This is a genomic window from Thermus brockianus (genome assembly GCF_001880325.1).
Classification (GTDB): domain Bacteria; phylum Deinococcota; class Deinococci; order Deinococcales; family Thermaceae; genus Thermus; species Thermus brockianus.
The window spans coordinates 1,247,709-1,264,400 of sequence record NZ_CP016312.1 but is presented as its reverse complement, the minus strand read 5'-3'; the positions used below and the strand labels follow the sequence as shown (position 1 = coordinate 1,264,400).

Genomic DNA, 16,692 nt, shown 5'->3' with positions numbered 1-16,692 from the left:
CTCAGGGTAGGCATCGGGGCAACGGGCAAACTCCTCCCGGTCCAAGGCCACCATCCTCCTTATCCTAAGGGGCATGAGGCTTTACCAGTTGGACAGCTACGCCACCCGTTTCCGCGCCCAGGTGGTGCGGGCCTGGAGCGACGTAAAGGGGCACTACGCCGTGCTCTCGGAAACCCTCTTCTACCCCGAGTCCGGGGGGCAGCCTTCGGACACCGGGGTCCTCAGGGGGGCGTTCGGCGAGGTGCGGGTCCTCGGCGCCTACGAGGAGACCAAGGCCTTTGGGGACGTGGTCCACGTCCTCGCCCACCCCGTGCCCCAAGGGGCCTCTGTGGAGGGGGAGATTGACTGGGAAAGACGCTTCCGCCACATGCAGCGCCACACGGCCCAGCACATCCTCTCCCAGGCCCTCCTAAGGGCCGGCGGCTACCACACCATCGCCGTGAGCCTGGACTCGGCGGTGTGCACGGTGGACCTCGAGGAGGAAGCGGAAGAGGAGAAAATCCGCCAGGCGGAAGCCCTGGCCAACTTCGCCGTCTACGCCGACTACCCGGTGGAGGCCTTCTTCGTGAGCGAAGGGGAACTGGCCCAGTACCCCCTCAGGCGCCCCCCCAAGGTGCAGGGCCAGGTGCGCCTGGTGCGCATCGGGGATTTTGACCTCGCCGCCTGCGGGGGCACCCACCTGAAGACCAGCGCCCAGGCCGGGCCCATCAAGGTCCTGAAGTGGGAGCGGTACAAGGGGGGAAGCCGGGTCTACTTTATGGCGGGGTGGGAGGCCTTGGAGGACTACCACGCCAAGCACGCCCTCCTCGCCCGGCTCGCCCTCAGCTTTTCCACAAACCCCCTAGACGTGGAGAAGCCCATCCAGAAGCTCCAGGAAGAGCTTTACGCCCTGAAGGGGGAAAACCTAACCCTGAAGGAGGCCCTGGTGGAGGCCCTCCTGCCCAAAGCCCTGGAGGAAAGGGCCATCCTGGTTCCGGCACCCGTCCTCGGGGAGCTCGCCAAAAAACTCCTCTCCTGGAGCGACCAAACCTTCCTCCTCCTCTCCCCCGAGGGCCGCTTCGCCCTCCTGGGCCCCAAGCGGATGGAGGTCCTGGAAAGCCTCAAGGCCCTCGGGGCCAAGGGCGGCGGCAAGGAGGTGGTCCAGGGGGCCTTGCCCAAGGAGAGGGTGGCGGAGGCCCTGGACCCCAAGCGGGTAAGCTAGGGGCATGGGGCTATTTGAGGGAAAAGGCGTCCTGGTCACGGGAGGGGCCAGGGGGATCGGCCGGGCCATCGTCCGGGCCTTCGCCCGGGAAGGGGCCTTGGTGGCCCTATGCGACCTCAGGCCCGAGGGCCAAGCGGTGGCGGAGGAGGTGGGGGGGTTTTTCGTCCAGGCGGACCTGGCGGAGGAAAGGGACCGGGTGCGCTTCGTGGAGGAGGCGGAAAAGGCGTTGGGCCGGATTGACGTCCTGGTCAACAACGCAGCCCTCTCTGCCCCCGGCTCGGCCCTCACGGTGAGGCTTCCCGAGTGGCGCAGGGTCTTGGAGGTGAACCTCACCGCCCCCATGCACCTCTCCGCCCTGGCGGCGAGGAGGATGCAGCGGGTGGGGGGTGGGGCCATCGTGAACGTGGCCAGCGTCCAGGGGCTTTTCGCCGAGCAGGAAAACGCCGCCTACAACGCCTCCAAGGGAGGGCTCGTGAACCTCACCCGCTCCTTGGCCCTGGACCTCGCCCCCCTCAACATCCGGGTAAACGCCGTGGCCCCGGGGGCCATCGCCACGGAGGCGGTCCTCGAGGCCATCGCCCTCTCGGAAGACCCCGAACGGACCCGGCGGGACTGGGAGGACCTCCACGCCCTAAGGCGGCTCGGCCGCCCGGAGGAGGTGGCGGAGGCGGTGCTCTTCCTGGCCTCGGAGAAGGCCAGCTTCATCACCGGAGCCATCCTCCCCGTGGACGGGGGGATGACGGCGAGCTTCATGATGGCGGGCCGCCCCGTCTAGCGGTAAAGCTCCCGGGCGATGACGAGGCGCTGGATCTCCGAGGTGCCCTCGTAGATCTCCGTGACCTTGGCGTCCCGGTAGTAGCGCTCCACCCGGTAGTCCCGGTGGTAGCCGTAGCCCCCTAGGACCTGCACCGCCTCTCGGGTCACCTCCACCGCCACCTGGCTGGCGAAGAGCTTGGCGGCGCTGGCCTCGAGGGTGAACCTTTCCCCGAGGTCCTTCTTCCGCGCCGCCTCCAACACCAAAGCCCGGGCGGCGGCGATTTTCACGTGCATGTCGGCGATCTTGAAGGCGATGGCCTGGTGCTCCCTAAGCTTCTTGCCAAACTGCTCCCGCTCGTCGGCATAGGCCTTGGCGATCTCGTAGGCGCCCCGGGCGATGCCCACCGCCTGGGCCGCCACCCCCACCCGGCCCGAGTCCAGCCCCGCCAAGGCGTAGGCGAGACCCCGCCCCTCCTCCCCCAGCCGGTTCTCCTCGGGAACGAAAACCCCTTCCAGGCGCACCTCGGCGGTGTGGGCGGCGTGGAGGCCCATCTTCTCCTCCGGGGGGCCAAAGGAAAGCCCCTTGGCGTCCTTTTCCACCAGAAAGGCGCTGATGCCCTTTTCCGTGCGGGCCATGACCACGTAGAGGTGGGCTTGGCCAGCGGAGGTGATCCAGCTCTTCACCCCCCAAAGCTCGTACCCCCCCGGCACCCTGCGGGCCTGGGTGCGGAGGCTCGCCGCATCCGAACCCGCATGGGGCTCCGTGAGGCAGAAGGCCCCAATCCACTCCCCCCGGGCCAGGGGCACCAAATACCTCCGCTTTTGCGCCTCGGTGCCGAAACGGAGGAGCATGTACTGGGGAAGCCCGCTGGTCACGGAAAGGACCACCGCCACGCTGGGGTCGGCGGCGGCGATTTCCTCCAAGGCCAAGGCCCAGGTGACGGAGTCCAACCCCACCCCGCCCCAGGCCTCCGGGGTGGTCATGCCGAGGAGGCCCAGCTCCGCCAGGGCCTTAAGTTGCGGCCAGGGGTACTTCCCCTCCTTGTCGTACTCCGGGGCCAGGGGGTAAAGCACCCCCTTGGCCACCTTGCGCACCGTGTCCAAGACGAGCCGCTGCTCCTGGGTAAGGGTCATCGCCCCTATCGTATCACCGCAAGGAGGTAAAAAAACGTCAGGTTTCGCCCCAGCGGGGGGCGCGCTCGGCCTTCAGGCCCAGGTGGTCCAGGATGCGCTGGGTGATGAAGCCCAGAAGGTCCTTGACCTCCTTGGGCCGGTGGTAGAAGCCGGGGCTTGCCGGAAGCACCACCGCCCCCGCCTCGGCCGCCTGGACCATGGCCCTTAGGGTGGGCAGGGGCAGGGGGGTTTCCCGGGGCACCAGGATGAGGGGCCTCCGTTCCTTAAGGTGAACATAGGCCGCACGGGTGAGGAGGGTATCGGCGAGGCCCCAGGCCACCTTGGCCAGGGTGGTGGCAGAGCAGGGCACCACCACCATCCCCCGGGTGGGGAAGGAACCCGAGGCGATGGGGGCGCCCAGGTCCCCGTCCTTGTACACCCGGCTTGCCAAGGGGTAAAGGTCCTTGGGGCTTAGGCCCATCTCCTCCCAAAGCACCCGCTTGGCCCCCTGGGAGAGCACCAGGTGCACCTCAGCAAGGCCCTGGAGGGCTTCCAGGAGGTCCAAGGCGTAGGGCATCCCGCTCGCCCCCGAAATCCCCACCACCACCCGGGGAGGTTCCATGCCCCCCATCCTAAAGGGAAAACCCCAGGCCCTTTGGGCCTGGGGGGCACCCCGTGGGGCGGGGGCTTACTTCAGCTCCACCACCGCGCCCACGGCCTCGAGCTTCTTCTTGATCTCCTCCGCCTCGGCCTTGGGGATGCCCTCCTTGATGGGGCCGCCCTTCTCCGCCAGGTCCTTGGCCTCCTTGAGGCCCAAGCCGGTGATGGCACGAAGCTCCTTGATGACCTCCAGCTTCTTGGCCCCGGCGTCCTTGAGGATCACGTCAAACTCGGTCTTCTCCTCGGCGGGGGCAGCGGCCGCCGCCTGGGCGGGGGCCGCGGCCACGGCCACGGGGGCCGCAGCGGTCACGCCCCAAGCCTCCTTGAGGACGTCAATGAGCTGCTTGAGTTCCAAAACCGTCGCCTGGGAAAGCTCTTCCTTGATGCGTTCAATGTCCAAAGCCATCTTCCACCTCCTACGCCGCCTTCTTCTCCGCGTACGCTTCCAAGATGCCTACCAGTTCCCGGGCCACGCCCCCCAGGACGCCCACGAGCTCGGCCATGGGCGCCTGCAGGACGCCCACCAGTTCCGCCCGGAGCTCGTCCATGGTGGGAAGCTCCGCCAGGGCCGCCACGTCCTTGGCCGAAAGCACCTGGCCCTGCAGAAGGCCGCCCTTCGCCTCGGGAATGCCCTTGGGGTTCTTCTTGGAGAACTCCACCAGGGCCTTGGCCGCCGCCACCGGGTCCTGGTAGAAGACCACGGCGCTCGGCCCCTGAAGCCCATCCAGTTTGGGTAGGCCAAGCTCCTCCAAGGCGATGCGGATCAGGGTGTTCTTGGCCACGAAGAGCCGTGCCCCCTTCTCCTTAAGCGCCTGGCGCAGGGCGTGGGTTTCCTTGGCGGAAAGCCCCTGGTAGTTCACGAGGAAGAAGGAGCCTTTCGCCTGCTCAAGGTTTTCCTTGAGGGCGGCAAGAAGCTCAACGTTGCGCTTGTTTGGCACGCCTTCCTCCCTTTTGGGGCAGGGGAACCCCAACCGGTTTTCGGGCTTTACGAAACGCTCCCCCTCAAGCGCCTCGGCGGGATGTTTAAGGCCTGAAGCCCCCCGCTGTCTTGGGCCTGGGCGCCAATGCGCCCGGGGTGCCACCCTGGAGTGTAAAAGAAAGGGGGCCTGGCGTCAAGCCAGGCCCCCAAGGGTTCCCCTTAGGAGTGGGGGTTGATGCGGATGCTCGGCCCCATGGTGCTCGTCACGTAGACCGAGCGCAGGAAGGTGCCCTTGGCCGCCTCGGGCTTGCTGGCCTCGAGGGCCTTGATGAAGGCGCGGATGTTATCGGCCAGCTTCTCCGGGGGGAAGCTCGCCTTGCCCACAGGGGCGTGGATGGCCCCGGTCTTGTCGTTGCGGAACTCAATCCGCCCCGCCTTGATCTCCCGGATGATCTCCCCGATGTTGAAGCCCACGGTGCCCGCCTTGGGGTTAGGCAGGAGGCCCCTAGGGCCCAGGATGCGGCCCAGCTTTGAGCCCACCGCCCCCATCACGTCCGGGGTGGCCACCACGGCGTCAAAGTCCATCCAGCCATCCAGGATCTTCTGGATGATCTCCTCCCCGCCCACGTAGTCGGCCCCGGCCTCCTCCGCCTCCTTGATCTTCTCCCCCTTGGCGATGGCCAGAACCCGCACCTGCTTGCCCAGGCCGTGGGGCAAGGCAACGGTGCCCCGCACGTTCTGGTCGGACTTGCGGGGGTCAATGCCCAGCTTGGCGTGGACCTCCACGGTCTCGTCAAACTTGGCCGTGGCCAGCTCCTTCACCAACCGGGCCGCCTCGTCAATGGTGTAGACCTTGCTGGGGTCCACCTTCTCCAAGAGGGCGCGGTAGCGCTTGCCGTGCTTAGGCATCCTTCACCTCCGGCGCACCCACCACCTCCACCCCCATGGACCGGGCCGAGCCAGCGATCATGCGGGCGGCGGCCTCCAGGTCGGTGGTGTTCATGTCGGGAAGCTTCTGCTTGGCGATCTCCAGCACCTGTTGCCAGGTGATGCGGCCCACCTTTTCCCGCCCCGGCTTGTGGGCCCCCTTCTCCAGCCCCGCCGCCTTGCGGATCAGGTAGCTAGCGGGCGGGGTCTTGGTGATGAAGGTGAAGGAGCGGTCGGCGTAGATGGTAATCTCCACGGGGACGATGGCGTCCCCCATGTTGGCGGTGGCCGCGTTGAAGGCCTTGACGAACTCCATGATGTTGGCCCCGTGCTGGCCCAAGGCCGGGCCCACCGGGGGTGCGGGGGTAGCTTTGCCCGCGGGCAGCTGCAGCTTAACTACGGCAACGACTTTCTTCATTTTTCCCTCCTAGGCTCCCCCCAAGTTGGGGGTGCAGACGCCTTTAGGCCTTGACCACCTGGGAGAAGTCCAACTCCACAGGGGTCTCGCGCCCGAAGATGGTGACCATGACCTTGACCTTACCCTTTTCCGGGTTGATCTCGGTCACGGTGCCGGTAAAGTCCGCAAAGGGGCCGGAGACGACGCGGACCTGGTCCCCTTCCCGGAAGGCCACCTGGGCCTTGGGGGCCTCCCGCTTGCCCAGGAGGCCGGAGACCTCGAGGATGTGCCGCACCTCGTCCGGGGAGAGGGGTACCGGGCGGCTACCCGCCCCCACGAAGCCGGTGATGCCCGGGGTGCTCCGCACCACCTCCCAGGCCTCGTTCGGCTCCTCCTCATCCCCCAGGTCCATCTGCACGAAGAGGTAACCGGGGAAGAGCTTCTTCTTGACGACCTCCTTCTTCCCCCCCTCGCGGAGCTCCACCACCTCCTCCGTGGGAATGAGGACCTGGAAAATCTTATCCTGAAGGCCAAAGGCCTGGATGCGCTTTTCCAGGTTGGCCTTGGCCTTCTCCTCCTGCCCCACGTAGGTGTGGACCGCGTACCATTCAATGCTCATCGCAAAAGCCCTATGAGAAAGCGGAAAACCAGATCGTAGAAACCCAGGATCACCATGGCCACCACGGTGAAAAGGAGGACCGCCTGGGTGCCCTCCACGATCTGTTCCCGCGTGGGCCAGGTAACCCGGGCCAGTTCCGCCCGGGCTTCCTGGAAGTAGCGGACAATCCGGGCAAACATCAGACCTTCACTTCCCGGTGCACGGTGTGCTTGTCGCACCAGGGGCAGTACTTCTTCAGCTCCAGCTTGGAGGTGGTGTTGCGCTTGTTCTTCTCGGTGGCGTAGTTGCGGCGCTTGCACTCGGTGCACTCCAAGAGGATCTTGATGCGGACCTCGCTGGCCATGCCTCACCTCGCAAAGAGGGGGGAGGAGGCCTCCCCCCTAGGGCTCACTCCAGGATTTTGGTGACCACGCCGGCGCCCACGGTCCGCCCACCCTCACGGATGGCAAACCGCAAACCCTCCTCCAACGCCACCGGCTTGATCAGCTCCACCGTAAACGTCACATTGTCCCCAGGCATCACCATCTCCACACCCGGGGGCAACTCCACCACTCCCGTCACATCCGTCGTCCGAAAGTAAAACTGCGGACGGTACCCCGTGAAAAAACCCGTGTGCCGCCCACCCTCCTCCTTCTTCAACACGTACACGGAGGCCTCAAACTTCGTGTGCGGCGTAATGCTCCCAGGCTTCGCCAACACCTGCCCCCGCTCCACCTCCTCCCGGCTTACACCCCGCAACAACAACCCCACATTGTCCCCAGCTATCCCCTCCTGCAGCGTCTTCCGGTGCATCTCCACCCCAGTCACCACCGTCCGACGCGTCTCCGGAGACAACCCCACAATCTCCACCTCGTCCCCAACCTTCACCTTACCCCGCTCAATCCGTCCCGTCGCTACCGTACCACGCCCAGTAATCGTAAACACATCCTCCACCGGCATCAAGAACGGCTTGTCCACGTCCCGCTCCGGCGTCGGTATGTACTCGTCAATCGCATCCAACAACGCCCAAATCCGATCCACCCACTCGTTCTCCCCTCGCTTCGTCTGAGGATTCCGGTGCATCTGCTCCAACGCCAACAACGCGCTCCCGCGGATCACCGGCACCTCATCCCCAGGAAACTCGTACTGGTTCAACAGATCCCGAACCTCCATCTCCACCAAGTCCAACAGCTCGGGATCGTCCACCATGTCCACCTTGTTCATGAACACCACAATGTACGGAACCCCCACCTGACGCGCCAGCAAAATGTGCTCCCGCGTCTGCGGCATCGGCCCGTCCGCCGCCGATACCACCAAAATCGCCCCGTCCATCTGCGCCGCACCCGTGATCATGTTCTTGATGTAGTCCGCATGACCCGGGCAGTCCACGTGCGAATAGTGCCGCTTCGCCGTCTCGTACTCCACATGCGCCGTGTTGATCGTAATCCCCCGCGCACGCTCCTCCGGCGCCTTGTCAATCTCCCCGTAGTCCTTCACCTCTACATTCGGGTTCTCCGCCGCCGCCACATACGTCAACGCCGCCGTCAACGTCGTCTTCCCGTGGTCCACGTGCCCAATCGTCCCCACGTTCACGTGAGGCTTCGTCCGTACAAACTCGCCCTTGGCCATGGTTCCTCCTCTTTTCTTGCACGCAAAGGCCGCCCTGGGGGCCTAAGGCCCAGGGCAGACAAAAAGATGGAGCTCGCGGCCGGGCTCGAACCGGCGACCTCACCCTTACCAAGGGTGTGCTCTACCTGCTGAGCTACGCGAGCTCGTGGAGCGGGAGACGGGACTCGAACCCGCGACCCTCGGCTTGGGAAGCCGATGCTCTACCAACTGAGCTACTCCCGCATGGGGTGTGCTTAAGCACACCGTTTGGTGGGCAGGGCTGGATTCGAACCAGCGTAGGCGTGCGCCAACGGTTTTACAGACCGTCCCCTTTGGCCGCTCGGGCACCTGCCCACGCCCTCTTTTGGAGCCACCCAGGGGAGTTGAACCCCCAACCCCCCGATTACAAGTCGGGTGCTCTGCCTGTTGAGCTAGGGTGGCAGGACCGGGGATGGGACCCTGTCCGAGGGAATAGGCTAACACACCCCAGGATGAGTGTCAAGATAAGGGCATTGGCATGAGGACTTTACCCACATCTCCGTTTCGTGGTAAATCTCCCCTTGCGGGCGCAGCCCGTATCTGGTACCGGGGGTGATCCATGGACATGCTCAAGGTGGCCGAGGCCAGGCTCCAGGAGTTCACGGGCCGTTTTGCGAGCGTTTTCCCCCGATAAGCGCCTCCACCGACGGTTTGAAGAGGTGGTGCGGGGCGCCTTGGCCGCAGGCTCAGCCCGGGTGAGCGAGATGGTGGCCTCGCTCCCTTCTCCCCTCCAGAACCGCTTCCACCAGGCCAAAGCCCTTTACCGCTTCCTGTCCAACCCACGGGTGGAGGCAGAAGCCCTCCTTGACCGGGTCTATCAGGAGAGCGCGACTGCCCTGGAGGGTGAGGAGGTTCTGGTCCTCCTGGACCTGAGCCCGGTGGCCAAGCCCTATGCCCGGGCCCTGGAGGGGATAGCCCGGGTGGGGAAGGATAGGCGGCCCGGGTACGAGCTCCTCACCGCCCTGGGGTTGGACCCCGCGGGGCGGCTGGCCCTGGGGTACGCCCACCTGGTGGCCTACGGGGAGAGGGGGTTTGCCAGCCTGCCCAAGGAGGTGGAGGGAGCCATTGAGGCGGCCCGGGAGCGATTGGGGGGCGTGGGCAGGAGGCTGGTGTATGTGGCGGACCGGGGGTTTGACGACCGGAAGGTGTTTGGGCAGGTGCTGGCCCTGGGGGAGGAGTTCGTGGTGCGGGTCTACCGGGACCGGAAGCTTGGGGAGGGGGGTTCTCTGGCGAAGGTGGCTTCTTCCCTGGCCCTTCCCTGTGGGGAGGAGGTGGAGCTGAGGGTAGGGGGCAGGTACCAGCGGGTGCGGCTCCACTTCGGATGGAGGGAGGTGGAGGTGGAGGGGAGGCGGCTCCACCTGGTGGTCTGCCGGGTGCCAGCCCTGGGGCGGCGTGGGGAGTGGTGGCTACTGACCAGCTTGCCGGTGAGGGGGAGGGAGGAGGCGGCGCAGGTGGTGGAGGCGTACCGCAGGCGGTGGGAGGTGGAGCGGTTCTTCCGGCTTTTGAAGACGGGGCTGGGGCTTGAGACCTTCCAGGTGCGGGGGCTTGCCCGGATCCGGAAGGTGGTGGCGGTTTTGCTGGGGCTGGCGGTGTTCCTTTGGGAAGTTGAGCGGTTGGGGGATCCGTTCAAGGGGTTTCTTTTGCAGCTCGGGGGCAAGCTGGGGCTGCCCAGCGAGAGGGATGGTCCGTACCTGCTCCTGAGGGGCCTGGTTCGCCTGCTCAACTATGAAGTCACCCAAGAACTCTTGAAGCAGGCTAAGGGAGGGCGAGGAAGGAGTTTTGGGTAAAGCCCTGAAGGGCATGCGCATCGTACCTTTTGGCGCCGCCCGGGAGGTGACGGGAAGCTGCCACCTCCTTTGGGCCGAGGGGAGACGGGTGCTTTTGGACTGCGGCATGTTCCAGGGCAAGGAGGAGGAGAAGAACCACGCCCCCTTTGGCTTTGACCCCAAGGGGGTGGAGGCGGTGGTCCTCAGCCACGCCCACCTGGACCACGTGGGCCGCCTCCCCCGGCTCTTCCGCGAGGGGTTTCGCGGCCCCGTCTACGCCACCAAGGCCACCCTCCTCCTGATGCGCATCGTTCTGGAGGATGCGTTGAAGGTTATGGAAAGGCCCTTCTTTGAGGAGGAGGACGTGGAGGAGGTCTTCCGCCACGCCAAGCCCCTGGAGTACGGGGAGTGGCTCCGCTTGGGCGACCTCACCCTTTCCCTCTCCCAGGCCGGGCATCTACCGGGGAGCGCCTTCGTGGTGGCCCAAGGGGAGGGGAAGACCTTCGTATATAGCGGGGACTTGGGTAACCGCGAAAAGGTGGTGCTCCCCGACGCCTCCCTTCCCCCTAGGGCGGACCTGGTCCTCTCCGAAGGCACCTACGGCGACCGGCCCCACCGCTCCTTCGCCGCCACGGTGGAAGAGTTTTTGGAGATCTTGGACCGGGTCTTGAGCCGGGGCGGGAAGGTCTTCATCCCTTCCTTCGCCGTGGAGCGGGCGCAGGAAATCCTTTTCCTCCTTTACGAGAACGGCCACCGCCTCCCCAAGGCCCCCATCCTCCTGGACTCCCCCATGGCAGGAAGGGTTTTGGAGCTATACCCGAGGCTCGTGCCCTACTTTAGCGAGGAGGTGCAGGCCTACTTCCTCCAAGGGAAAAACCCTTTCCGTCCCCGGGCGCTGCGGGTGGTGGAAAGCGCGGAGGAGTCCAAAGCCTTGGCCCAAGAAGCTGGGCCCATGGTGGTCATTGCGGGAAGCGGGATGCTTTCGGGAGGGAGGATTCTGCACCACCTGAAGCACGGGCTATCCGATCCCCGAAACGCCCTGGTCTTCGTGGGGTACCAGCCTCGAGGGGGCCTGGGAGCGGAGATCATCGCCAGGCCCGAGCGGGTGCGCCTCCTGGGGCAGGAGGTGCCCCTTAGGGCCGAGGTGCACACCCTGGGCGGCTTCTCCGGCCACGCGGGGCAGGACGAGCTTCTGGATTGGCTCGAGGGCCAACCCCGGGTGCTCCTGGTCCACGGGGAAGAGGACAAGCTCCTGGCCCTGGGCAAGCTCCTTGCCCTCCGGGGGCAGGAGGTGGGGCTCGGGAGTTTCGGCGAAGGGGTGGAGGTCTAGGCCCCCGGGCGGAAGCCCAGCCTCTCCAGGACCATGCGGGTGGCGGGGCTTTTGTTCAGGGTGTAGAAGTGGACCCCTTCCACCCCGGCCTCCAAAAGCTCCGCCACCTGGCGGGTGGCGTGGTCTACCCCAATCTCCAGGATGGCCTTGGGGTCGTCCTGGTGGCGCTCCAGTTGGGAAAGAAGGGGCCCAGGGATGCTGGCCCCGCAGACCTCGGTGAAGCGGCGGAGCTGGGCGTAGTTGGTGATGGGCATGATGCCAGGAAGAATGGGGATATGGATGCCCATGCGCCGGGCCCGCTCCAGGAAGCCGAAGTAGTGGGCGTTGTTGAAGAAAAGCTGGGTGATGGCGAAGTCCAAGCCCGCCTCCACCTTGGCCTTGAAATGCTGGAGATCGGCCTGGAGGCTTTCGCTTTCCGGATGGCCTTCCGGGTAGGCGGCCCCGCCCACGGAAACCCCCTCCCCGTAGCGCGCCCGGATCAGGGCCACGAGCTCGGCGGCGTAGCGGAAGCCCTCGGGATGGGGCCGGAAGACCCGCTCCCCCTGGGGCGGGTCCCCCCTAAGGGCGAGGAGGTTTTCCACCCCGCTTTCCACGAAGCGCCCCAGGACCTCCTCCACCTCTTCCCGGCTTTGCCCCGCCACGGTGAGGTGGGCCAGGGGGGTTAGGCCGAGGGCGAGAATCCTCCTCGCCCAGGCCACGCTCCTTTCCCGGGTGCTCCCCATGGCCCCGTAGGTGATGGACACGAAGGCGGGGCGGAAGGCCTTGAGCTCGGCCATGGTGCGGAAAAGCGCCTCCTCCCCCTCCGCCGTCTTAGGGGGGAAAAATTCAAAGGAGAAAAGGGGCCCCTGACGGTTTTTGAGGAGGTCCCGTATTTTCATGCTATAGGAGTGTAGCCCCTCCCCTACCCCCGGTCAAGGGTGGCACAATGGGGGTATGGTGGAGATTCCCGAGATCCCCAAGGTAGAAGGCCTAGATCTGCCCGCCAAGGAAACGGCCCTCCTCGTGGTGGACATGCAGAACGATTTCGCCCATCCCCAAGGGGCCCTCTTCGTGCCCGACGCCCCCAAGAGCGTTCCCGCCATCCGGCTCCTTTTGGAGCGGGCCCGGGCGGCGGGGGCCAGGGTGGTCTACACCCAGGACTGGCACCGGGAGGACGACCCCGAGTTCCAGATCTGGCCCCGGCACGCCGTGGCCGGCACCTGGGGGGCGGAGATTCTGGACGAGCTTAAGCCCGAGCCCGGCGACCTCATCGTGCAGAAGGTGCGCTACGACGCCTTCTACGGCACCCCCTTGGACCACTACCTGCACCTATGGGGGGTAAAGTACGTGGTGGTCACGGGCACCGTGGCCAACATCTGCGTCCTCCACACCGCCGGTTCCGCCGCCCTCCGGTGGTACCAGGTGGTCCTGCCCGAGGACGCCACCAGCGCCCTGACCCCCTTTGACCTCCAGGCCGCCCTCCGCCAGGTCACCTTCCTCTACCAGGGCAAGGTGACCCGGGCCGAAGGGGTGCGGTTTGTTTGAGCACCCCCTCCTCCTGGCCTTCTGGGAGCGCCACGGGCCCGCCCCCTTCCATCCCCACCCCGTGCCCCGGCGGGACCCCTTCCGGGTCCTGGCGGAAAGCATCGTGGCCCAGCAGCTTTCCACCAAGGCGGCGGAAACCATCGCCGGAAGGCTTTGGCAACGGGTGGAACCCAGGCCTGAGGCCGTGCTACGGGCCCCCCTCGAGGCCCTGCGCCAGGCGGGGCTTTCCCGGTCCAAGGCCCTAGCCCTAAAGGACCTGGCGAAGAAGGCCATGGAAGGGCTTTTCCAGGACCTTGCAGACCTGGAGGACGAGGCCGTAAAGGAAAGGCTTTGTGGCGTGCGGGGCGTGGGCCCTTGGACGGCGGAGATGTTCCTCATGTTCGGCCTGGGGCGCCCCGATGTCTGGCCCGTGGGGGACCTGGGCCTAAGGCGGGCGGCCAAGGCCCTCTTCGGGATAGAGGGCGAGGCCCTCGCCGCCTTTGGCGAGCCCTTCCGTCCCTACCGGAGCCACCTGGCGTGGTACCTATGGCGGAGCCTGGAATCATCCCCTTGGAAAGGGCCCTAGGCGAGGGGGAGATGGCCCTTTTGCGGCGGGCTTTGGCCTTGGGCTTCCCCCTGGCTCCCACCTGGGTGGTGGGGCTAGAGGAGGAGTTCTTCCGCTTGAACAACCTCCCCGAGCGCATAGAAAGGCTTTTCCACGGGGTCTTTGGCGTGCGCATTGACGAGGAAAGGCTGGTCTGGGCCGCCGAAGAGGCCAAGAAGGCGGTGCGGGAAAGCTACCTCCTGCCCGAGCGGGCCGAGGCCTTCCTGGAGGGCCTAAAGGGGCGGGGGCCCTTCCTCCTCCGCCGGGCGGGAAAAGGGGATGCCCACCCAGCCCCAAGCCCCAAGGAGGCCCTCTTCGCCCTCAAGCGGATCTGGGCGAGCGCTTTTGAGGTGGAGGCCATCTTGGAGCGCTACCCTTCCCTCCTTTCCCCGCCTGCCCCGGTTTTGGTCCAGGAAGCGGAAATCCCCACGGAGGACCCCTTTCTCTCCCTAGACCTCACCCAGGCCCTGGGAGAGGAGGTGGTGGCCTACGCCTGGCGGGGGCTCCTCGTCCGAATAGAATGGCCCCATGGTGGATAGCCACGTCCACACCCCCCTCTGCGGCCATGCGGAAGGGGCCCCGGGGGAGTACCTCTTCCAGGCCAGGAGGGCGGGGCTAAGGGGCCTCATCTTCACCGACCACAGCCCCATGCCCGCCTGGTACGACCCCCAAAGCCGCATGCGCCTTTCCGAGCTTCCCTTCTACCTCCTGGCCCTGGAACGGGTGCGGGAGCTTCACCCGGACCTCTATGTGGGGATCGGCCTCGAGGCCGACTTCCACCCGGGCACGGAGGCGTTCGTGCAAACCCTCCTCAAGAGCTACCCCTTTGACTACGTCATCGGGAGCGTCCACTACCTGGGCGCCTGGCCCCTGGACCACCCGGACCACCAGGAGGAGTACGCCTGGCGCGAGCTCAAGGAGGTCTTCCGCTCCTATTTCCACGAGGTGGAACGGGCGGCGCAAAGCGGCCTCTTCCACGCCATCGGCCACCTGGACCTGCCCAAGAAGTTCGGCCACCGCTTGCCCGAGGAGGCCCTTTTGGAACTGGCCGAGCCCGCCCTAAAGGCCGTGGCCGAGGCGGGGCTCTTCCTGGATGTGAACACCGCTGGGCTTCGCAACCCGGCCCGGGAGGTTTACCCTGCCCTTGTCCTTCTAAAGCGGGCCCGGGAGCTTGGCATTGGCGTGGTCCTGGGCTCGGACGCCCACCGGCCGGACCAGGTGGGCTTCGCCTTCCAGGAGGCGGCGGCGCTCCTCCTACGGGCAGGTTACCGGGAAGCCTTCTACTTCCAGGAGGGAAGGCCCCGGGCCTATCCCTTGTCTAGGGCCTCGTAGACTTTTTCTTCCTTGCCCCTAAGGTCCAGCTCCTCCCGCCTTCCCCCCGCCGCCTCGTAGGCCCGCACCGCCGCCAGCAGGCGGGAAAAGGCCTCGGCGCAGGGGTCGGGCGCGGGGGCTTCGTACTCCATGTACGTGACCCGCTCGTACTCCTCCCCGTACTCCATGGCCTCCCGTTCCACACAGGCCTCGTAGGCCCGCAAGGCCTCCTCTACCCTGACCTGGGCTTCCCTCAGGGCCATCCTCCCACCTCCTTAGCCCTATTATATCAAGTTTTCTTACTGCGAAACCTAAGGCTTGCGGCGGGGATGGGGCCCTCCTGGAAGCGCTCCTCCCGCCAGGGATCCCCCCGCCAGTGGTAGCCCATCCGCTCCCAGAAGCCCAGCTCCAGGTGGTCTAGGAGCGTTATGCCCCGCACCCACTTGGCGCTCTTCCAGGCGTAGAGATGGGGGACCAAAAGGCGCACGGGGCCGCCCCGCTCCGGGGGAAGGGGCTTGCCGAAGAGGGTGTGGGCCAGGAGCACATCCTCCCGCAGGAGGTCCTCCAGGAGGAGGTTGGTGGTGTAACCCCCGTAGGAATGGACCAAGGCGGCCACCGCCTCGGGCTTGGGGCGGGCCTTTTCCAAAAGGTCCCGGACCCGCACCCCCTTCCAGGCCACGTCCAGCCGGCTCCAACGGGTGACGCAGTGGAAGTCCCGCACCACCTCCACCTGGGGTAGGGCCAGGAGGTCCTGGTAGGTGAGGGTAAGGGGGACCTCCACCAAGCCCGAAAGGCTAAAGCGCCATTCCCCTGGCGCAACCTCAGGCTCTTCCCCGTAGGTGAGGATGGGGAAGCGCTCGGTGACGATCTGGCCCGGAGGGATCCGCTCCATACCCCTAGGCTAGCGGGGAAAGCCCAAGGAAAAAGGAAGGGCGCTTACCGGCTTTGGTAGCGGAGGACCCGCACCTTCTCCAAGGTGATGAGCCCCTCCCTCACCATCCCCTCCAGGACCGGCAAAAAGGCCTGGACCTTTTCCTCCGTATCCACGATCTCCACCACCACGGGCAGGTCCTCGGAAAGCTGGAGGACCTTGGCGGTGTGGATGCGGGAATGGGCGCCATAGCCCATGAAGCCCTTGAGCACCGTGGCCCCCGCCAGGCCCCGCCGCTTCGCCTCCAGGACAATGGCCTCGTAAAGGGGGCGGCCCCCAAACCGGTCCGACTCCCCGAGGAAGATGCGGAGGAGCAGCGCCTCGCCCGAAAGGCCCCCAGGGTTCTCGGCCATGGGAAAAGGCTACCACAAAAGGGGCCGGGAAGCTTCCCGGCCCCCACCCCCATGGCAGGGCTACTTCTTCATCATCTTGGCCATGAGGCCCTCGAGGGCCTTCATGTCCTCGTTCATGTGGCCAAAGGCCTTGCCCAGGGCCTTGAGGAGGAGGAAGAGCACCCCGAGCGCCTTTTGCACCTCGGGGTCGGCCAGTTGCTTGAGGATGCCCGCCAGGCCCACCCGGGGAGGCTCCCGCAGGGTCTCGGGGGTGAAGGTCTCCGCAAGCCCCCGCTCCAGGGCGCTCGCCATCATGCCGATGGCGGCGGGCTCAATGCGGGAGAGGATGTCCAAAACGTTGGCCCCGTGGGAGATGAGCCGGAGGAGCTGGGGCTCCATAAGCATCCCCAGGCCCTCGCCGAAGTTCTCCGAGAGGTGGCCGAGGAAGGCTAAAGCCCCGGACTTCTCCAGCTTCTCCAGGGTTTCCGCCAACTTCCCCAGGGCCTCCGCCTGGTCCAGGAAGCGGGCGAGGAGGGAAACGAGCTCCAGGTTCTTGGGATCTAGAAGGAGGCCCAGGTTCTCGGCAAGGGTCTCCCCCGTGCCTATTTGCGCCAACAGGCCAAGCCCGCTTTTCTCCAAAACCTCCTCAATTCGGGCCAGGCGTTCCTCCACCGTCAGGGTCTTCTCCATGGCCCCT

Annotated in this window: 23 protein-coding genes and 4 tRNA genes; 8 read left to right on the top strand and 19 right to left on the bottom strand. The window is 66.1% G+C overall.

Annotated elements, in window-relative coordinates; all coding sequences use genetic code 11:
* Positions 1 to 73: 73 nt before the first annotated feature.
* Together A0O31_RS06715 and A0O31_RS06710 are read left to right on the top strand one after the other, a co-directional pair.
* Positions 74 to 1,201 (top strand): alanyl-tRNA editing protein, encoded by a 1,128-nt coding sequence (locus A0O31_RS06715; RefSeq protein ID WP_071677198.1) that lies wholly within the window; start codon positions 74 to 76, stop codon positions 1,199 to 1,201.
* 4 nt (positions 1,202 to 1,205) lie between these two features.
* Positions 1,206 to 1,976 (top strand): SDR family NAD(P)-dependent oxidoreductase, encoded by a 771-nt coding sequence (locus tag A0O31_RS06710; RefSeq protein WP_071677197.1) that lies wholly within the window; start codon positions 1,206 to 1,208, stop codon positions 1,974 to 1,976.
* Here A0O31_RS06710 and A0O31_RS06705 read toward each other — a convergent pair.
* The 14 genes from A0O31_RS06705 to A0O31_RS06640 all read right to left on the bottom strand — a co-directional run bounded on the left by A0O31_RS06705 (position 1,973) and on the right by A0O31_RS06640 (position 8,620).
* Positions 1,973 to 3,091, bottom strand: coding sequence for an acyl-CoA dehydrogenase family protein (locus tag A0O31_RS06705; protein ID WP_071677196.1), 1,119 nt, complete (start codon positions 3,089 to 3,091; stop codon positions 1,973 to 1,975). The genes A0O31_RS06710 and A0O31_RS06705 overlap by 4 nt on opposite strands.
* 37 nt (positions 3,092 to 3,128) lie before the next feature.
* Positions 3,129 to 3,692 (bottom strand): UbiX family flavin prenyltransferase, encoded by a 564-nt coding sequence (locus tag A0O31_RS06700; protein WP_071677939.1) that lies wholly within the window; start codon positions 3,690 to 3,692, stop codon positions 3,129 to 3,131.
* 66 nt (positions 3,693 to 3,758) lie between these two features.
* Positions 3,759 to 4,136: a 50S ribosomal protein L7/L12 gene (gene rplL, locus A0O31_RS06695; RefSeq protein ID WP_071677195.1), complete on the bottom strand. Its 378-nt coding sequence runs from the start codon at positions 4,134 to 4,136 to the stop codon at positions 3,759 to 3,761.
* Between the two features lie 10 nt (positions 4,137 to 4,146).
* Complete coding sequence (rplJ, locus tag A0O31_RS06690; RefSeq protein ID WP_071677938.1) at positions 4,147 to 4,668, bottom strand: 50S ribosomal protein L10; 522 nt, start codon at positions 4,666 to 4,668, stop codon at positions 4,147 to 4,149.
* 200 nt (positions 4,669 to 4,868) lie between these two features.
* The gene (rplA, locus tag A0O31_RS06685; RefSeq protein WP_071677194.1) at positions 4,869 to 5,558 is read right to left on the bottom strand and encodes a 50S ribosomal protein L1; all 690 of its coding nucleotides are present in this window, start codon (positions 5,556 to 5,558) and stop codon (positions 4,869 to 4,871) included.
* Entirely contained in the window at positions 5,551 to 5,994 is a 444-nt protein-coding gene (gene rplK, locus A0O31_RS06680) for a 50S ribosomal protein L11 (RefSeq protein WP_071677193.1), read from the bottom strand. Before rplK ends, rplA begins: the two co-directional genes overlap by 8 nt.
* Positions 5,995 to 6,037: 43 nt before the next feature.
* Positions 6,038 to 6,592 carry a transcription termination/antitermination protein NusG gene (gene nusG / locus A0O31_RS06675; RefSeq protein WP_071677192.1) on the bottom strand — a complete coding sequence of 185 codons (555 nt, stop codon included), beginning with the start codon at positions 6,590 to 6,592 and terminating at the stop codon, positions 6,038 to 6,040.
* Positions 6,589 to 6,771 carry a preprotein translocase subunit SecE gene (gene secE, locus A0O31_RS06670; RefSeq protein WP_071677191.1) on the bottom strand — a complete coding sequence of 61 codons (183 nt, stop codon included), beginning with the start codon at positions 6,769 to 6,771 and terminating at the stop codon, positions 6,589 to 6,591. The genes nusG and secE overlap by 4 nt, the downstream gene beginning before the upstream one ends.
* Complete coding sequence (rpmG, locus tag A0O31_RS06665; RefSeq protein ID WP_071677190.1) at positions 6,771 to 6,935, bottom strand: 50S ribosomal protein L33; 165 nt, start codon at positions 6,933 to 6,935, stop codon at positions 6,771 to 6,773. Before rpmG ends, secE begins: the two co-directional genes overlap by 1 nt.
* A 44-nt stretch (positions 6,936 to 6,979) precedes the next feature.
* The gene (gene tuf, locus A0O31_RS06660; RefSeq protein ID WP_071677189.1) at positions 6,980 to 8,200 is read right to left on the bottom strand and encodes an elongation factor Tu; all 1,221 of its coding nucleotides are present in this window, start codon (positions 8,198 to 8,200) and stop codon (positions 6,980 to 6,982) included.
* A 67-nt stretch (positions 8,201 to 8,267) separates the two neighbouring features.
* Positions 8,268 to 8,343: transfer RNA gene (locus tag A0O31_RS06655), tRNA-Thr, on the bottom strand.
* Between the two features lie 3 nt (positions 8,344 to 8,346).
* Positions 8,347 to 8,422 (bottom strand) — tRNA-Gly (locus A0O31_RS06650).
* A gap of 25 nt (positions 8,423 to 8,447) precedes the next feature.
* Positions 8,448 to 8,533: transfer RNA gene (locus tag A0O31_RS06645), tRNA-Tyr, on the bottom strand.
* Between the two features lie 11 nt (positions 8,534 to 8,544).
* Positions 8,545 to 8,620: transfer RNA gene (locus A0O31_RS06640), tRNA-Thr, on the bottom strand.
* Between the two features lie 260 nt (positions 8,621 to 8,880).
* Between A0O31_RS06640 and A0O31_RS06635 the strand changes: the two genes are divergently transcribed.
* Both A0O31_RS06635 and A0O31_RS06630 read left to right on the top strand, forming a co-directional pair.
* Positions 8,881 to 10,005: a transposase gene (locus A0O31_RS06635; protein WP_008632315.1), complete on the top strand. Its 1,125-nt coding sequence runs from the start codon at positions 8,881 to 8,883 to the stop codon at positions 10,003 to 10,005.
* A gap of 13 nt (positions 10,006 to 10,018) precedes the next feature.
* Positions 10,019 to 11,314 (top strand): MBL fold metallo-hydrolase, encoded by a 1,296-nt coding sequence (locus tag A0O31_RS06630; protein ID WP_071677188.1) that lies wholly within the window; start codon positions 10,019 to 10,021, stop codon positions 11,312 to 11,314.
* On the opposite strand, the gene metF is transcribed toward A0O31_RS06630, so the two are convergent.
* Positions 11,311 to 12,192, bottom strand: coding sequence for a methylenetetrahydrofolate reductase [NAD(P)H] (metF, locus tag A0O31_RS06625; RefSeq protein ID WP_071677187.1), 882 nt, complete (start codon positions 12,190 to 12,192; stop codon positions 11,311 to 11,313). The genes A0O31_RS06630 and metF overlap by 4 nt on opposite strands.
* 55 nt (positions 12,193 to 12,247) lie before the next feature.
* Here metF and A0O31_RS06620 point away from each other — a divergent pair, with 55 nt between their 5' ends.
* Genes A0O31_RS06620 through A0O31_RS06605 form a run of 4 tightly spaced genes read left to right on the top strand, consistent with a single transcriptional unit; the run spans position 12,248 to position 14,753 of the window.
* On the top strand, positions 12,248 to 12,838 hold the full coding sequence (locus tag A0O31_RS06620) for a nicotinamidase (protein WP_071677186.1): 591 nt from the start codon (positions 12,248 to 12,250) through the stop codon (positions 12,836 to 12,838).
* Positions 12,831 to 13,403: a DNA-3-methyladenine glycosylase family protein gene (locus A0O31_RS06615; RefSeq protein WP_071677185.1), complete on the top strand. Its 573-nt coding sequence runs from the start codon at positions 12,831 to 12,833 to the stop codon at positions 13,401 to 13,403. Before A0O31_RS06620 ends, A0O31_RS06615 begins: the two co-directional genes overlap by 8 nt.
* Positions 13,364 to 13,960 carry a hypothetical protein gene (locus A0O31_RS06610; protein WP_071677184.1) on the top strand — a complete coding sequence of 199 codons (597 nt, stop codon included), beginning with the start codon at positions 13,364 to 13,366 and terminating at the stop codon, positions 13,958 to 13,960. The genes A0O31_RS06615 and A0O31_RS06610 overlap by 40 nt, the downstream gene beginning before the upstream one ends.
* Positions 13,950 to 14,753 (top strand): histidinol-phosphatase HisJ family protein, encoded by an 804-nt coding sequence (locus A0O31_RS06605; RefSeq protein ID WP_071677183.1) that lies wholly within the window; start codon positions 13,950 to 13,952, stop codon positions 14,751 to 14,753. Before A0O31_RS06610 ends, A0O31_RS06605 begins: the two co-directional genes overlap by 11 nt.
* Here A0O31_RS06605 and A0O31_RS06600 read toward each other — a convergent pair.
* From A0O31_RS06600 to A0O31_RS06585, 4 genes are read right to left on the bottom strand one after another with little or no spacing between them, the layout of a single operon-like run.
* Positions 14,729 to 14,995 (bottom strand): hypothetical protein, encoded by a 267-nt coding sequence (locus A0O31_RS06600; protein WP_071677182.1) that lies wholly within the window; start codon positions 14,993 to 14,995, stop codon positions 14,729 to 14,731. The two genes, A0O31_RS06605 and A0O31_RS06600, sit on opposite strands and share 25 nt — an antisense overlap.
* 26 nt (positions 14,996 to 15,021) lie before the next feature.
* A complete protein-coding gene (locus tag A0O31_RS06595; RefSeq protein WP_071677181.1) occupies positions 15,022 to 15,624 on the bottom strand; it encodes a sulfite oxidase-like oxidoreductase in 603 nt (200 codons plus the stop codon).
* Positions 15,625 to 15,668: 44 nt separating this feature from the next.
* Positions 15,669 to 16,016 carry a DUF190 domain-containing protein gene (locus A0O31_RS06590; protein ID WP_071677180.1) on the bottom strand — a complete coding sequence of 116 codons (348 nt, stop codon included), beginning with the start codon at positions 16,014 to 16,016 and terminating at the stop codon, positions 15,669 to 15,671.
* A gap of 60 nt (positions 16,017 to 16,076) precedes the next feature.
* Entirely contained in the window at positions 16,077 to 16,685 is a 609-nt protein-coding gene (locus A0O31_RS06585) for a helical membrane plugin domain-containing protein (protein WP_203226789.1), read from the bottom strand.
* Between the last annotated feature and the right edge of the window lie 7 nt (positions 16,686 to 16,692).

Coding starts and splice junctions, on each gene's coding strand:
- A0O31_RS06610 (WP_071677184.1), top strand. CDS start 13,364: ATGGCGGAGCCTGGAATCATCCCCTTGGAAAGGGCCCTAGGCGAGGGG.
- tuf (WP_071677189.1), bottom strand. CDS start 8,200: ATGGCCAAGGGCGAGTTTGTACGGACGAAGCCTCACGTGAACGTGGGG.
- metF (WP_071677187.1), bottom strand. CDS start 12,192: ATGAAAATACGGGACCTCCTCAAAAACCGTCAGGGGCCCCTTTTCTCC.
- A0O31_RS06620 (WP_071677186.1), top strand. CDS start 12,248: ATGGTGGAGATTCCCGAGATCCCCAAGGTAGAAGGCCTAGATCTGCCC.
- A0O31_RS06585 (WP_203226789.1), bottom strand. CDS start 16,685: ATGGAGAAGACCCTGACGGTGGAGGAACGCCTGGCCCGAATTGAGGAG.
- A0O31_RS06700 (WP_071677939.1), bottom strand. CDS start 3,692: ATGGAACCTCCCCGGGTGGTGGTGGGGATTTCGGGGGCGAGCGGGATG.
- A0O31_RS06715 (WP_071677198.1), top strand. CDS start 74: ATGAGGCTTTACCAGTTGGACAGCTACGCCACCCGTTTCCGCGCCCAG.
- rplA (WP_071677194.1), bottom strand. CDS start 5,558: ATGCCTAAGCACGGCAAGCGCTACCGCGCCCTCTTGGAGAAGGTGGAC.
- A0O31_RS06630 (WP_071677188.1), top strand. CDS start 10,019: ATGCGCATCGTACCTTTTGGCGCCGCCCGGGAGGTGACGGGAAGCTGC.
- rplL (WP_071677195.1), bottom strand. CDS start 4,136: ATGGCTTTGGACATTGAACGCATCAAGGAAGAGCTTTCCCAGGCGACG.
- A0O31_RS06705 (WP_071677196.1), bottom strand. CDS start 3,091: ATGACCCTTACCCAGGAGCAGCGGCTCGTCTTGGACACGGTGCGCAAG.
- rpmG (WP_071677190.1), bottom strand. CDS start 6,935: ATGGCCAGCGAGGTCCGCATCAAGATCCTCTTGGAGTGCACCGAGTGC.
- secE (WP_071677191.1), bottom strand. CDS start 6,771: ATGTTTGCCCGGATTGTCCGCTACTTCCAGGAAGCCCGGGCGGAACTG.
- A0O31_RS06605 (WP_071677183.1), top strand. CDS start 13,950: ATGGTGGATAGCCACGTCCACACCCCCCTCTGCGGCCATGCGGAAGGG.
- A0O31_RS06600 (WP_071677182.1), bottom strand. CDS start 14,995: ATGGCCCTGAGGGAAGCCCAGGTCAGGGTAGAGGAGGCCTTGCGGGCC.
- A0O31_RS06590 (WP_071677180.1), bottom strand. CDS start 16,016: ATGGCCGAGAACCCTGGGGGCCTTTCGGGCGAGGCGCTGCTCCTCCGC.
- rplK (WP_071677193.1), bottom strand. CDS start 5,994: ATGAAGAAAGTCGTTGCCGTAGTTAAGCTGCAGCTGCCCGCGGGCAAA.
- nusG (WP_071677192.1), bottom strand. CDS start 6,592: ATGAGCATTGAATGGTACGCGGTCCACACCTACGTGGGGCAGGAGGAG.
- A0O31_RS06595 (WP_071677181.1), bottom strand. CDS start 15,624: ATGGAGCGGATCCCTCCGGGCCAGATCGTCACCGAGCGCTTCCCCATC.
- A0O31_RS06710 (WP_071677197.1), top strand. CDS start 1,206: ATGGGGCTATTTGAGGGAAAAGGCGTCCTGGTCACGGGAGGGGCCAGG.